The organism is Gemmata obscuriglobus, from assembly GCF_008065095.1.
Lineage (GTDB): Bacteria > Planctomycetota > Planctomycetia > Gemmatales > Gemmataceae > Gemmata > Gemmata obscuriglobus.
Map to the genome: position 1 here is coordinate 6516660 of NZ_CP042911.1, position 14676 is coordinate 6531335.

Sequence of the window (14676 nt, forward strand, 5' to 3'; positions counted from 1 at the left end):
CGACAGGACCTCCGAGGGGAACGGAGCGCGAGGCCCTGACGGCGTGCCACCGGCACGCCGTCAGGGCCTCAACCGGATCAGAGCTTGCCCTTAAAGAATACTGCGCCCAGGGGCGGCAAGTTCAGGAGTACGGAGTACTTCTGCCCGTGCATCGGGGAGAACTCGGCGTACACCGCGCCGGCGTTGCCCACGTTGCTGCCGCCGTACCCCGCGGCGTCGGTGTTCAGCACCTCGGTCCACGCGCCCGGCCCCGGCACGCCCACCCGGTACCCCAGGCGCGGGACCGGGGTGAAGTTGTACGCCAGCACGATCACGTCATCGCCCCGTCCCTTCCGCACGCAGACGATGACGCTGTTGGCGGAGTCGGTGCAGTCGATCCACTCGAACCCGCCCGGCTGGTTGTCGAGTTCGTGCAGCGCCGGCTCGCTCGCGTACAGCTTGTTCAGGTCGCGCACCACGGACTGCACGCCCTTGTGCGGCGCGTGCTGGAGCAGGTGCCAGTCGATGCTCTGGTCGTGGCGCCACTCCTGGCGCTGGGCGATCTCGCCGCCCATGAAGAGCAGCTTCTTGCCGGTCATGCCCCACTGGTACGCGAACAGGAGCCGCATCCCGGCGAACTTCTGCCACTCGTCGCCGGCCATCTTGTCCCAGAGCGGCCCCTTCCCCTGCACCACCTCGTCGTGGGACAGGGGCATCACGAAGCTCTCGTTGTACGCGTACAGCATCCGGAACGTGAGGTCGTTCTGGTGGTGCCGCCGGTGGATCGGGTCGAGCATAAAGTACCGGAGCGTGTCGTGCATCCAGCCCATGTCCCACTTGTACCCGAACCCGAGCCCGCCCACGTATGTGGGGCGCGACACCATCGGCCACGCGGTGCTCTCTTCCGCGTACGTCTGCACGTCCGGGAAGTGCCGGTACACCTCCTCGTTGAACCGGCGCAGGAAGTTGACCGCGTCGATGTTCTCGCGCCCGCCGAACTGGTTGGGCACCCACTCGCCCGCCTTGCGCGAGTAGTCGAGGTACAGCATCGACGCCACGGCGTCGACGCGCAGCCCGTCGATGTGGTACTTGTCGAGCCAGAACAGCGCCGACGAGAGCAGGAACGAGCGCACCTCGTGCCGGCTGTAGTTGAAGACGTAGCTGCCCCAGTCCGGGTGGAACCCCTGCTTTGCGTCCGCGTGCTCGTACAGGGCGGTGCCGTCGAACCGCGCCAGCGCCCACGCGTCCGTGGCGAAGTGGCTCGGCACCCAGTCGAGGATCACCCCGATGCCGTGCCGGTGCAGCGTGTCTACGAGGAACATCAGGTCCTGCGGGGTGCCGTACCGGCTGGTGGCCGCGAAGTACCCGGTGGTCTGATAGCCCCACGACGCGAAGAACGGGTGCTCGGTGATCGGCAGCAGTTCGACGTGCGTGAACCCCATGTCCGCGCAGTACTCCGCGAGCTTCGGGGCCACGTCGCGGTAGTTGAGCGAGTGGTACGGCGGGTCCGCCTCACGCATCCACGAGCCCAGGTGCACCTCGTAAATGCTAACGGGCTTGTCGTGCCCGCTCTTGTCCTTCCGCTTCGCCATCCACTCCGCGTCGTTCCACTGGTAGCCCAGGTCCCAGGTGACCGCGGCCGCCTTCGGCGGGATCTCGCAGGTGAACGCGAACGGGTCGGTCTTCTCGGCCACGAAGCCCCCCGGCGCGGCGACGTGGTACTTGTAGCAGGTGCCACGGTTCACCCCGGCGACGAACCCGCCCCACACGCCCGACGACCCGATCGCCTTGAGCGGGTGAGCGCCGCGGTTCCAGCCGTTGAAGTCGCCGATCACGCTGACGTAGTCCGCGTTGGGCGCCCACACCGCGAAGTGATACCCCGCCACGCCGTTCACGGTGGCGGGGTGCGAGCCGAGCTTCTCGTACAGCCGGATGTGGCTGCCCTCGTTGAAGAGGTACACGTCCTGCGGGCCGAACCACTCGTACTCGGTGGCCGGCGTCGACGCGGTTGCGGGCTCGGAGCCGAACGGGAGGAACTTGGGCGTCTCGTCGGCGTGGCTCATAGGTTCGCTCGGTCCGCGTGTTGTGACGGGAGATTAAAGGAAGAAGTACCGGATTCGCGGCCGACTCGCCACCCACCGGGCGCGCATCCCCGCAAAGAAGTCCGTTACACAGCAATGATTGTGCCGGAACGCCCTCGTCCCCACCCGCGGCACCCGTGCGGGCGACCGAACGAACCGCCAAAACCAGCAAAGTCGAGCTGTGCGAACGAATGCGTGCCGGTCATTCGACTCGTGAAGCGAGCGCCAACCACTTCACGGCTCTGCGCGACCAGCGGCAGATCGGATCGCGCGGATCTCGGGTTGAAGGTAAAGTAACCTCACACGCGTCACAACAATAAACGAATACACATCTAAATCAATTCCGCAAGTGGGTTCGGTACAGCCGGCACAATCGCCCCGAACTTCAGCACCGTCGCTCCCGCACGTTTGTGCGGTGATCGATTAATTTTCATTTCTGCGGGCTAGACGCAAACGAACCGAGCGGTTAGCCTCCTTTCGTGGAGTCTCGCTCTCCACCTTCTCTCCCGCCTTCCGCCCACCTTCTTCACTCGCCCCAACCCGGTTTCCGGGTCACGTTCCTTTCATTCGTGGTGAGGTGCGACTATGCGCCGTCGCGGCTTTACACTGATCGAACTGTTGGTCGTGATCGCGATCATCGCGATCCTGATCGGGCTCCTGCTGCCCGCCGTTCAAAAGGTCCGCGATGCGGCGGCCCGGATGTCGTGCAGCAACAACTTGAAGCAGTTGGGGCTCGCGTCCCACAACTTCGTAACCGCCAACAACAAGTTCCAGGACGGGGCCTGGGCCACCGGCATCGCTTACGGCAACAACGACCTGAGCCGGCTGCTCCCGTACTTCGAGCAGGACAACATCGCCAAGATCTACAACTACAACCAGCCGTGGTGGGGCGACGCGGCGAACGTGACCGCCACCAGCAACCGCATCAAGTGCCTCATGTGCCCCTCGGACCCGCAGGTCCTCGGCAAGCCGGGCGGGTCCGAGCCGATGGGGCTCACCAGCTACCACGGCAACTCCGGCATCTGGTACGACCGCAGCGGGAAGGACGGGATGTTCGACGACCTGATGAACACCGGGCGCACGGTCGAGAGCGTCACCGACGGGACCAGCAACACCGCCCTCTACGCAGAAGTCACGGCCGGATATCTGTCCGGCGGGGGCGGCGGCAAAAAGGGGGGCGACTGCTTCGAGACCACGACCGCCCAGCCGTACCAGAAGCTCACCTGGGCTCAGCTCCAGGCGGGCCGCGCCGAAATCCTGTCCCGGGACTACAAGACCGCCTCGATCGCCGGCGGTTGGAGCCCGGCGTGGAGCTACAAGGGGTACCCGTATGTCGAGGGGTCGCCGTGGCGCACCTGGTACAACCACCTGCTGCCCCCGAACGCGCCGTGCTGGCGCCCGGGCGACTGGTGGGCCATTGTGGTGCCCGCCAGCAGCTACCACACCGGCGGGGCCAACGTGTGCATGGCGGACGGGTCCGTGCGATTCGTGCGGGACGGGGTCGATCAGGACGCGTGGATGTCGTACGGCAGCCGCGCGGGTAGTGAAATCGGCACGCTGGACTGATCCGTTCCGAACGCACCCCAAAACGAGAGGCAGCTTATGCGACTGGTTCTGACCGCCGGCTTACTCGTCTTGGTTCTCGGCTGTGGGGCGAGTGAGCCGTCACAGCCGAAGCTGAGCGACGCGCAGGTGAAGGAAATCATGACCAAGGGTAAAGGCCAGGGCGACAAAGAGCGCGGCGGGCGCGGGGGACCGGGTAAGTGATCGGCACAGGGCCAACGCGTCTCAACGCGCTCAATTTCCGGCGTCTCTCGCCTTTCCGGTCCCGATCTCGGACCGATTACGTAAGGCGTTCAGCCGCAAACGTCCTGGAAAAAAGGCCACATTTAGGCGCGTTGGCCCTGGCGATCGAAAAGTTCAAGGGTCGGTCACGGGGCTACACGCGAAGACGAGTCCTATCCGGTTCTCAAAGGATGTGTCGAGGCTGAAGTGTTAAAGAAGGCCGAGATCCCAAATATTGCAGTGGTTGGCAAAAGCCCTGGACGAGAAACGCGAGCGGCCCGTGGTCACCGACCACGGGCCGCTCGCATTTTCACTTGTAGCTACGTTCGGCCAGTTTGACGGCCTCGAACGCGAGCGGCTCTTCGTTGCGGATCGGCGTCTTGCCCGGCCCGGCGTATTCCCACGCGGCGACGTGGCAGAACCGCTCGTCGTCGCGCTTGGCCTCGCCGTCCGGGGTCTGGTGCTCGACCCGGAAGTGACCGCCGCAGCTCTCCTCGCGCACCAGGGCGTCGCGGGCGAGCAGTTCGCCGAACTCCAGGAAGTCCGACACGCGGTTCGCGCGCTCGAGCGCCGTGTTCAGGTCCGCCTCGCTCCCGGGGACGGACAGGTTCTCCCAGAACTCCGACCGCAGCTCTTGCATCCGCTTGATGGCGGCCTCGAGCGACGCCTTCGAGCGGGCCATGCCCACCTTCTCCCACATCACGAGGCCCACCTCGCGGTGGAACTCGTTGGGCGTCTTCTTCCCCTTGATCGACAGCAGCTTCTTGATGCGCTCGGTCGCTTCCGCCTCGCACCGCTTGAACTCGGCGTGGTCGAGCGGCGTGGCGCCGGGCTTCTCGCCCGCGAGCCAGTGCGTGAGCGTGTACGGCAGCACGAAGTAGCCGTCCGCGAGACCCTGCATGAGGGCCGACGCCCCCAGGCGGTTCGCCCCGTGGTCCGAGAAGTTCGCCTCCCCGGCCACGAACAGCCCCGGGACGTTGGACATCAGCTCGTAGTTCACCCACAGCCCGCCCATCGTGTAGTGGACGGCGGGGTAGATGCGCATCGGGCGCTCGTAGCCGCTCTCGGCGGTGATGCGCTCGTACATCTCGAACAGGTTGCCGTACTTGGCCTGGATCCGGTCCCGGCCCTGCTTCGCGATGGCCGCGCCGAAGTCGAGGTACACCCCGCGCGCCCCCGGCCCGACCCCGCGGCCGTCGTCGCACGCCTCCTTGGCGGCCCGGCTCGCGATGTCGCGGGGCGCGAGGTTCCCGTAGCTCGGGTACTTGCGCTCGAGGAAGTAGTCGCGGCGGTCCTCCGGGATCTCGCCCGGGTGCTTGCCGCAGTCCGCCGGGTCCTTCGGCACCCACACGCGGCCGTCGTTGCGGAGGGACTCGCTCATCAGCGTGAGCTTCGACTGGTGGTCGCCGCTCACCGGGATGCAGGTCGGGTGGATCTGGGTGTAGCACGGGTTCGCGAACGCGGCGCCGCGCTTGTACGCGCGGTACGTCGCGGTGACGTTGCAGCCGATGGCGTTGGTGCTCAGGTAGAACACGTTGCCGTAGCCGCCGGTGGCGAGCACCACGGCGTCGGCGGAGAACGATTCGATTTTGCCGGTTTCGAGGTGCCGGGTGACGATGCCGCGGGCGCGGCCGTCGATCACCACGAGGTCGAGCATCTCGCACCGCGGGTACATCTTCACCGCGCCCAGCCCGATCTGCCGCGACAGCGCCTGGTAGGCGCCGAGCAGGAGCTGCTGGCCGGTCTGCCCGCGGCAGTAGAACGTCCGCTGGAGCTGCGCGCCGCCGAAGCTGCGGGTGTCGAGCAGCCCGCCGTACTCGCGCGCGAACGGGACGCCCTGCGCCACGCACTGGTCGATGATGTTCACCGACACCTCGGCGAGGCGGTGGACGTTGGCCTCGCGCGAGCGGAAGTCGCCGCCCTTCACGGTGTCGTAGAAGAGCCGGTGCACGCTGTCGCCGTCGTTGCGGTAGTTCTTGGCGGCGTTGATCCCGCCCTGCGCGGCGATCGAGTGCGCCCGGCGGGGCGAGTCCTGGAAGCAGAAGCTGTGGACCTTGTAGCCGAGTTCGGCCAGCGACGCCGCGGCCGCCGCCCCGGCCAGACCCGTACCGACCACGATGACGTTGTACTTCGCCTTGTTGGCCGGGTTGATGAGCCGCTGTTCCTTCTTGAACCGGGTCCACTTCTCGGCGGTCGGCCCGCCCGGAACTTTCGCGTCGAGTTGCATGGTGGTTCTCCGGCAAGCCCCGACCGCGTCGGCGGGGGTGCTGTGCGTGAGGATACGACGGGCGCCGCTCGGAATGTGGTGCGCCTCAGGCGCCCTTGTACAGAGGCGGGGCGAGGGTGCCCTCCCACACGCCGATCACGATCGCCAGGTTGCCCGCGAGGATCAGGGCCGCGACGGCGAACCCCACGAACCAGATCACGGGGGCGAACCGATTATTCTTCAGCCCGAGCGTCTGGAACGCGCTCTGGACGCCGTGCAGCAGGTGGACGAACAGAACGAGGTTGGCCACGATGTACAGCGCGCTCAGCCACGGGGTGCGGAACCCCGCCACCAGCATGCTGTACACGTCGTGCCGGCCCTTCGCGTCCTTCAGGTCGAGGTAGTTCACCACCTTGCCGGGCTCGACTTCGGCGCCGGACACGGCACCGAACGTGTAGTGCGCCAGGTGGAACAATATGAACAGGCCAACCACCACGCCGCTGTAGATCATGGTGCGGCTGGCCGCGGTGGCCTGGACCCGCCCCGGGTACAGGTACGGCACCGGCCGCGCGGCCCGCGACCGCATGCTCAACCGGATCGCGAGGGTGAGGTGCAACAGGAAGATGCCGAGCAGCCCGGCCCGGGCGATCCAGATCAGGAGCCCCAGGTCGTGTTTCAGGAAGTACGCGTAGCCGTTGATCGCGTCCGGCCCGCTGAACACCTTCAGGTTGCCGATCATGTGGAACACGGCGAACCCGGTCAGCCCCAGCCCACTGAGCGCCACGATCACCTTGGCGCCGACGCTGGAGTCGAACACCGCCCGGAGGAACGAGTTCGCCGCCGTGAGTGAGCCGTCTTTCTTGTCCTTGGGGTGCCGAACGGTGGAAGTCGAACCGGCCATTTGGCTGCTCGCGTGCCGTTGTGAGTGAGCGTTTCAAGGTATCTTACGTGCCCGGCGTCGGATCGCCCAAGAGCGCGCGATTGGCGCCCCAACGCCGGCGGGAAATTGACCGCAAGCGCGGCCGCGTGCGCAACCGTAACCGACCCGGGATCCCGCGGCGGCACCGCCCGCCCGGCGGACCGGGCGGTGCCGGCGGTGGTGTTGACGCCCGGCGCCGGGCCACGACAATTGGCACATCACGTTCGCTCTCAACCGGGACCCCTTATGCCTCGATTCCTGCTGTTAGCACTAACGGCGGTCGCGCTCGGCGCCGCGCACGCCCAGGCCGCGCCGGACGAAGCGCGGCTGCTCCGCTTCCCGGCCGTACACGGCGACCAGATCGTCTTCACCTACGCCGGCGACCTGTACACCGTGCCCGCGGCCGGCGGCACCGCGCGGCGGATCACGTCGCACCCCGGGTTCGAGATGTTCCCGCGGTTCAGCCCGGACGGCTCGCTGGTCGCGTTCACCGGCCAGTACGACGGCAACACCGAGGTGTTCGTGGTGCCGGCCGTTGGGGGCGAGCCGAAGCGGCTCACCTACACCGCCACGCTCGGGCGCGACGAGGTGTCCGACCGGATGGGGCCGAACAACGTCGTTATCGGGTGGACCCCGGACGGGAAGAGTGTGCTGTTCCGGTCGCGGATGCGGTCGTTCAACGACTTCGTCGGGCAACTGTTCACGGTCCCTGTCGAGGGCGGGGTGCCGGAAGAGTTGCCGCTACCGCGCGGCGGGTTCGCCAGCTACTCCGCTGATGGCACGAAGCTCGCGTACAACCGCATCTTCCGCGAGTTCCGCACCTGGAAGCGGTACCGCGGCGGCATGGCCGACGACGTGTGGCTGTACGACTTCGCCACCAAGAAGACCGAGCAGCTCACCGACGACCCGGGCCAGGACATCTTCCCCATGTTCATCGGGGACAAGGTGTACTTTATCTCGGACCGCGACAAGAACATGCGGTACAACCTGTACTCCGTCGACCCGGCCACCAAGAAGACCGAGCGGCACACCGAGTTCACCGAGTTCGACATCAAGTTCCCGTCGGCCAGCAAGGACCAGCTTGTCTTCGAGAACGGCGGATACATTTACAAATTCGATCCGAAAACCGCTAAGGCCGAGAAGGTCACCGTTCGCATCCTGGAGGACCGCGCCGGGGCGCGAGGCGCGCTCACCGACGTGAGCAAGTCGGTCACCGCGTTCGAGGTCTCTCCCGACGGCAAGCGCGCGCTCTTCGCCGCCCGCGGCGACGTGTTCACCGTCCCGGCCGGCGACGGCGTCACCCGCAACCTGACCCGCACGCCGGGCGCTCACGACCGCAACCCGAAGTGGTCCCCGGACGGCAAGAGCGTCGCGTTCGTCTCGGACGCCACCGGCGAGGACGAGATCCACGTCGGCCCGGCCGACGGCAGCGCGCCCGCCAAGCCGGTCACCAGCGCCGCGGACACCTACAAGTACGAGATCCAGTGGTCGCCGGACTCGAAGAAGATCCTCTGGGGCGACAAGAAGCTCCGGCTCCAGTTCGTCGACGTGGAAACAAAGAAGGTCACGCTGGTGGACCAGGCGAAGGCGTGGGAGGTCCGCGACTTCACATGGTCGCCGGACTCGAAGTGGGTCGCGTTCGGCCGCCAGGAGGTGGACACGATGCCCAAGGTGTACCTGTACTCGCTCGAAACGACCAAGACGACCGCGGTGACCGACGGCTGGTACGCGTCGAACACGCCCACCTTCAGCGCCGACGGCAAGTACCTGTTCTTCGTGTCCGCGCGCGACTTCAACCCGGTGTACAGCAGCACCGAGTGGAACCACGCGTACCGCGACATGCAGCGCGTCTACTTCGTGGCCCTCGCGAAGGCCACGCCCAACCCGCTCAAACCGAAGCTCGATGACGAGCCCGCCGAACCGAAGAAAGACGACAAGAAGGATGAGAAGAAGGACGCCCCCGCGGTGAAGGTCGATCTGGACGGCCTGAGCGGGCGCATCGTCGCGCTGCCCGGTCCGGCGGCCAACTACGGCAGCCTGCACGCCGCCGGGAACGCGCTCTACTACCAGCGCAGCGCCAGCGGCAGCCCGGGCCAGCTGTACGTGTTCGATCTCGGCAGCCGGAAGGAAACCGCGCTCGGACCGGTCAGCGGGTACGAGGTCTCGGCCGACGGGAAGAAGATGCTCGTCCAGAAGGACGGGAAGTACGGCGTCATCGACCTGCCGAAAGGCCCGATCGCGATCGGCGAGGCGCTGAACCTGTCCGGGCTGGAGGTGTTCCTCGACAAGAAGGCCGAGTGGAAGCAGATGTACGCCGAGTGCTGGCGGCAGATGCGGGACTTCTTCTACGACCCCGGCCTGCACGGCGTGGACTGGGCGGCGGTGCGCAAGAAGTACGAGCCGCTGGTGGAGCACGTCGGCCACCGGGCCGACCTGAGCTACATCATCGGCGAGATGATCGCCGAGCTGAACGCCGGGCACGCCTACATCGGCGGCGGCGAACTGCCGGAGGTGCGGAAGGTGCCGCAGGGGTTGCTCGGGGCCGAGTTCAAGCGCGACCCGCAGACCGGGTTCTTCCAGATCACCCGCGTGCTTCCGGGCGAGAACTGGGTCTCGAAGCGCCGCTCGCCGCTCACCGAGGTCGGCGTGAACGTCGCCGTCGGCGACTGGATCGTGGCCGTGAACGGCCAGCCCACCGACGGCGTGAAGAACATCAACGAGCTGCTGGTGAACACCGCCGGCAAGCCGGTGGTGCTGTCGGTCGCGGCGAAGCCGGCCGCCGCGGGCGCGCGCCGGGTGGTCGTCACCCCGACGAGCGACGAGAGCGACCTGTACTACTACGCGTGGGTGCAGGCGAACATCAAGAAGGTGTCCGACGCGACCGACGGCAAGGTCGGGTACCTCCACGTCCCGGACATGCTCGCGACCGGACTGAACGAGTTCGCGAAGCACTACTACCCGCAGCTCAAGAAGCAGGCCCTGGTGATCGACGTGCGCGGCAACGGCGGCGGAAACGTGTCGCCGATGCTGATCGAGCGCCTGCGGCGCGAGGCCGCGATGGTGGGCATCGCCCGCAACGCCGAGCCGAGCATCGACCCGAACGGCACCTTCGTCGGCCCGCTGGCGTGCCTGCTGAACGAGTACTCGGCATCCGACGGCGACATCTTCTCGTACCGGTTCCGGCACTACAAGCTGGGGCCGCTCATCGGGAAGCGGAGCTGGGGCGGGGTGGTCGGCATCCGCGGCTCGCTGCCGCTCCTCGACGGCGGGTCGCTGAGCAAGCCGGAGTTCTCGCGCTACGACCTGGGCGGTAAGGAGTGGGTCATGGAGAACGTCGGCGTGGCGCCCGACATCGTGGTCGATAACGACCCGGCCAAAGAGTTCGCCGGTGAGGACCAGCAGTTGAACAAGGCGATCGAGGTGCTGCTGGCCGAGCTGAAGAAGAACCCGCCGAAGGTGATCGCCCCGCCGGCGTACCCGAAGCGGTAACGGTCGTTGGCGATGGGTGTAAAGTCAGAAGGGTGTTCACCGCAGAGGGCACGAGAGGGCGCAGAGAGAAGGCAGTAAAGAGAGTTGGTCTTCTCTCCCTTCGTCTCTTCTCTGCGCCCTCTCGTGCCCTCTGCGGTGAACACCCTTCTGACTTCTCTCCGCGGTGAGAACCGCTACTTTCGCTTCACGTCCTTGATGTTGATGTCCGCCCCGGTCTGGCGGTCGCCGAGGAGGTGCTCGGCGAAGAAGTCCCACATCCGCTGGTTGAAGTACGGCTGGGCCGCACCGAACCCGTGCCGCGCCCCCGGGATGATGAGCAGGTCGAACCGCTTGTTCGCCTTGATCAGCGCATCAACCAGGCGCATCGTGTTCGCCGGGTGGACGTTGTTGTCGATCTCGCCGTGAACCAGGAGCAGGTGCCCCTTCAGGTTGTCGGCCAGTTCGGCGTTCGTCGGCACCTTGATCTCGAACTTGGTGAGCGGCAGCACGACCGCCGCGGCGGCCGACGCCACCGGCGGCTTGGTGCCCGCGAGCCGCGGCGGCGGGGCCAGCGCGAGCTGCGACTTTGCCGCGTCGGCTCGCTGCAGTTGTGCGAGCCGGGCCTTCAGCGCGGTGATCTGTGCTTCCAGCTCTTCGACCGACCGCTGGTCCTCGGGATCGAACCGCTGCATCAGCTCGATCAGCTCCTCCTCGATCAGCTCCTCTTCGGGCGGCCCCTTCTTGCGCCCGCCGAAGCCCTTGCTCCCGGCGCCGGCGCCGGTCGATCCGGTCGCGCCCTCCTTCTTTTCACTCTTCTCGGCGGCCACGGGCACCTCTTTGAGGCCGTGGTACGTCTCCGACCAGTTGTCGTTGTAGATGTTGTTGTCGTGGTTCCCGGCGCTGGCGACCGCCACCTTGAAGAAGTCGTTGTACGGCTTCTGGAGCAGCGCCGCGGCCGACATGAACCCGCCGCCGGAGTGCCCGAAAATGCCCACCTTGGACACGTCGATGAAGGAGTGCCGCGCGGCGAGCGCCTCAATGGCCGCCTTCTTGTCCACCAGCCCGTAGTCGCGCAGGTTGAAGTACCCGAACGAGTGGTACGCCTTCGACCGCTCCGGGCTGCCGCCGCGGTGCCCCACCTGGATCACGACGAACCCGAGCTGCGCGAGCTGCATGTTGGTGCTGTACGCCGAGAACCGGTACACCACGCCCTCGGTCTGCGGCCCCGGGTACACGTGCGCGATCACCGGGTACTGCTTCTTCGGGTCGAAGTCGAACGGCTTCCACATGTTGCCGTACAGGTCCGTGGTGCCGTCCGCGGCCTTCACGCTGAAGGTCTCCGGCATCTTCCAGCCGGCCTTATCGAGCGCGCTCAGGTCGGTGGTTTCCAGCAGCATCAGCGATTTGCCGGTGTCGTCGCGGACCACCGCGAACGGCGCCCGGTCCACCGCGGTGCTGTTCGTGACGACAAACTTCTTGCTCGGCGACAGCGTCGATGTCTGGTTCAGCCCGCGCTCGACCGACTGACCCATCCGGTCGCTCGGGTCGAGGCAGGTGAGCCCGGTGCCGTCGAGCTTCACACGGTACAGGTGCGTGTAGTACGGGTTCTCGCCCGGCTCGCGGGCGTTGCCGATCAGGTAGACGAACCCGGCCTTCGCATCGACCTCGACGATGCGGCTGGCGCGCCACGGGCCGCTGGTGATGGCGTTCTTGAACGAGCCGTCCCGCCCGTACCGGTAGAAGTGCCCCCAGCCGCTCCGCTCGGACCACCAGATGAACTCGTCGGTCTCTTCGAGGTACCGGGGCGACTGCATTTCGAGGTACGCGGCCTCGAACCCCTCGCCGAACATGCACTTGCACTGGCCGCTGAACACGTCGAACGCGCACACCTCCAGGTTGCGGCGGAGCCGGTCCCGGCGGATGAACCGCAGTTCGCCGGGGCTCTTGCCCCAGCGGATGTCGGAGTACCGCTCGTCGCGCCACTTCGGGCTGACCTTCGTGAGCGCCTTCTTCTCGACGTCGCAGTAGTACAGCTCGGTCTTGCGGATCTCGGCTTCCGCGGGCATCGGGTACTTGTACTGTTCGAGCTTCGGGCGGGGGGTGGCGATCGAGTCCACGAGGTACAGGTCCTTGATCCCGCGGCTGTCGGTCCGGGTGACGTAAAACGCCTTCGAGTCCGTTGACCAGGTGACGTTCGCGCGGGTCTTGCGGTCGCTCGGGGCCGCGCCCTTCGCGCCATCATTACCGCCCTTGTTGAAGCCCCCGCCGCCCCCGCCAAAGCCGCCGAACCCGCCGAACCCGTACTCGTCGGCGCCGTCGGTGCTGAGCTGCGTGGCCTTGTCTTCGGGTTGCCCCTCGTCGCACAGGTACAGGTTGTGCTTGTACGCGTAGACGTATTTCTTCTTGTCCGGCGAGTAGTTCTTGTACGAGCCGGGGCCGCCCGGGTTCGCGCCCCCCTTCCCGCCCGCATCGTCCTTCTTGGTATCGTCCTTCTTGGTGTCGTCCTTCTTCTCCGTGTCGGTCTCGCCCTCGCGCATCCGGCGGAGCATCTCGTTCACCCGCTCGTCGCCGAGCTGGCCGCGCATCCGCTCAATCGCCTCGGGCGACATGCCGCCCTGCGCAGGCGGCGCCTTCCCGAGCGACTTGAGTTTGCCCGCTTCGAGGTCATACTCGTACCGCCCCTCGCCGAAGACGAAGTTGAGCTTCTTGGCGTCCGCCGCGACGGTCACGCGATCAATGCGGAAGGTGTCCGCGTCGAGCGGTTGCTTGGACGCCTCGGAGAGCGCCGCGGCGAGCCGGCTGTGGTCGAACAGCGGGGTGCGCTCTTTCTTGCCCGGGTCCACCTTCCAGTACTGGGTGCCCGACGCGGTGCGAGCGGAGTACCAGAACACGTCCGTCTTGCCGATCCACTGCGGCGAGACCGACGCCTCGCGCACGTGCTGCGCGACGAACTCCTTGCTGAACTTCTGTGCGAGCAGATAGTTGGCCCCGGTCACCCGCTCTTGAGCGGCAACCAGCGGGGCCAGCGCAATCAAAAACAGCGCAGCGAGCGCGTTGCGTCTAGTCATGTTGAGAATCCGGAATGTGGAGCGAGGGAGGGCGTTAGTTTACCCGCAATTCAGATCCGGCGGCAACGATGCAAGTCTGCGGATCTGGGAAATATGGGCGAACGAGACCGCCCACACCGCAACCCGTCGCGCGTCGAAGCCGGGCCGGGCGGTTGTTCCCTGGGACCGCGGACGTCCCGTCCGCCGCTCCGGGAATTCGGTCGCTCGGCGGAACACCCTTCTTGCGCGCTCCACGCGCAGAACTGCGGACGGGCAATCTTCGATCACAGGCCCCCTTCGGATTCACACCCATTCGTTTGTGCGCAAGCCGTTTCCGTGCAATGGTCCACTCAGCGGAACCGGTCCGCCGTTCACTAACACGCCGAGGTGACGTGATGAGAGCCGTTTTGGGTGTTGTGGTGGTTCTGGTGGCGTCCTTCGGGCTGTCGGCCAGCGACAAGGACGAGAAGATCGACGCCAAATTGCTGGTCGGCAAGTGGACGATGGAGAACGAGGAGACGGGCGCGTCGATGGTCATGGAGTTCACCAAGGACGGCAAGTTCAAGGTCTCGGTCAAGGAGAAGAAAGGCAAAGAGATTCAGATCGGCGGCACCTACAAGCTGGAAGGAGCCAAGCTGATGTTGACCATCAAGGCCGGCGACAAGGAAGCGAAGGAGACGCTGACCGTAGTTTCACTGGACGACGAGGAACTGGTGACCAAGGACTCGAAAGGCAAGAAGGACACATACGAGCGGGTTGACGACGACGAATAACCCTGATCGGACCTGACAACCGCGCCGGCGGTTACGCACGCGACGCGTTCCCTTCACCCACCCGGCGGAGTCACCGCACGGTTCGGCGCCATCGGGAGCGAAAAGCCCATCAACCGGGTTACGGCTTCGCCCGGTGCCCGGTACTCGTCGGGTCCGGCCTCCTGCTCCTCGTGGCACTCGTGGTCAACACCCTGTCTCGAAGACCCAATCGCTATTACACCACGCACTGGCGCGGAGCATGTGTTCGCGGGTCGCGTTGACCTTGTGAACGAACCGGGCGTGCGCCGAGGAGCTACGCTGCCCCGCGCCGCACGCCCGGTTCGGTTCAATGCACTTCATCAACCGTGACTGGGTCGGGCGCCCCGGGGTGCTTCACACCGTTGCTCCGGTCGAACCGCCCGCATCAGCAGGTCGGGTC

Annotated in this window: 8 protein-coding genes; 4 read left to right on the forward strand and 4 right to left on the reverse strand. The window is 66.3% G+C overall.

Features of this window, described 5'->3' with window-relative positions; translation table 11 throughout:
• Positions 1 to 77 precede the first annotated feature (77 nt).
• Positions 78 to 2042, reverse strand: coding sequence for a 1,4-alpha-glucan branching protein GlgB (gene glgB, locus GobsT_RS27250; RefSeq protein WP_109570848.1), 1965 nt, complete (start codon positions 2040 to 2042; stop codon positions 78 to 80).
• Positions 2043 to 2645: 603 nt separating this feature from the next.
• On the opposite strand from glgB, the gene GobsT_RS27255 reads away from it, so the two are divergent.
• Positions 2646 to 3626 carry a DUF1559 domain-containing protein gene (locus tag GobsT_RS27255; protein ID WP_010051268.1) on the forward strand — a complete coding sequence of 327 codons (981 nt, stop codon included), beginning with the start codon at positions 2646 to 2648 and terminating at the stop codon, positions 3624 to 3626.
• 36 nt (positions 3627 to 3662) lie between these two features.
• On the forward strand, positions 3663 to 3827 hold the full coding sequence (locus tag GobsT_RS38225; protein WP_010051270.1) for a hypothetical protein: 165 nt from the start codon (positions 3663 to 3665) through the stop codon (positions 3825 to 3827).
• 328 nt (positions 3828 to 4155) lie between these two features.
• Here the strand turns inward: GobsT_RS38225 and GobsT_RS27260 are convergent, their stop codons facing one another.
• Both GobsT_RS27260 and GobsT_RS27265 read right to left on the reverse strand, forming a co-directional pair.
• Positions 4156 to 6072 carry a fumarate reductase/succinate dehydrogenase flavoprotein subunit gene (locus tag GobsT_RS27260; RefSeq protein ID WP_109570847.1) on the reverse strand — a complete coding sequence of 639 codons (1917 nt, stop codon included), beginning with the start codon at positions 6070 to 6072 and terminating at the stop codon, positions 4156 to 4158.
• Positions 6073 to 6157: 85 nt separating this feature from the next.
• On the reverse strand, positions 6158 to 6952 hold the full coding sequence (locus GobsT_RS27265; RefSeq protein ID WP_010049863.1) for a succinate dehydrogenase cytochrome b subunit: 795 nt from the start codon (positions 6950 to 6952) through the stop codon (positions 6158 to 6160).
• Positions 6953 to 7216: 264 nt separating this feature from the next.
• On the opposite strand from GobsT_RS27265, the gene GobsT_RS27270 reads away from it, so the two are divergent.
• The gene (locus tag GobsT_RS27270) at positions 7217 to 10459 is read left to right on the forward strand and encodes a S41 family peptidase (protein ID WP_010049861.1); all 3243 of its coding nucleotides are present in this window, start codon (positions 7217 to 7219) and stop codon (positions 10457 to 10459) included.
• Between the two features lie 173 nt (positions 10460 to 10632).
• On the opposite strand, the gene GobsT_RS27275 is transcribed toward GobsT_RS27270, so the two are convergent.
• Positions 10633 to 13506, reverse strand: a complete 2874-nt coding sequence (locus GobsT_RS27275; RefSeq protein WP_010035926.1) for a S9 family peptidase — start codon at positions 13504 to 13506, stop codon at positions 10633 to 10635.
• A 374-nt stretch (positions 13507 to 13880) separates the two neighbouring features.
• Between GobsT_RS27275 and GobsT_RS27280 the strand changes: the two genes are divergently transcribed.
• Positions 13881 to 14258, forward strand: a complete 378-nt coding sequence (locus GobsT_RS27280) for a TIGR03066 family protein (protein ID WP_071529244.1) — start codon at positions 13881 to 13883, stop codon at positions 14256 to 14258.
• Positions 14259 to 14676: the final 418 nt, after the last annotated feature.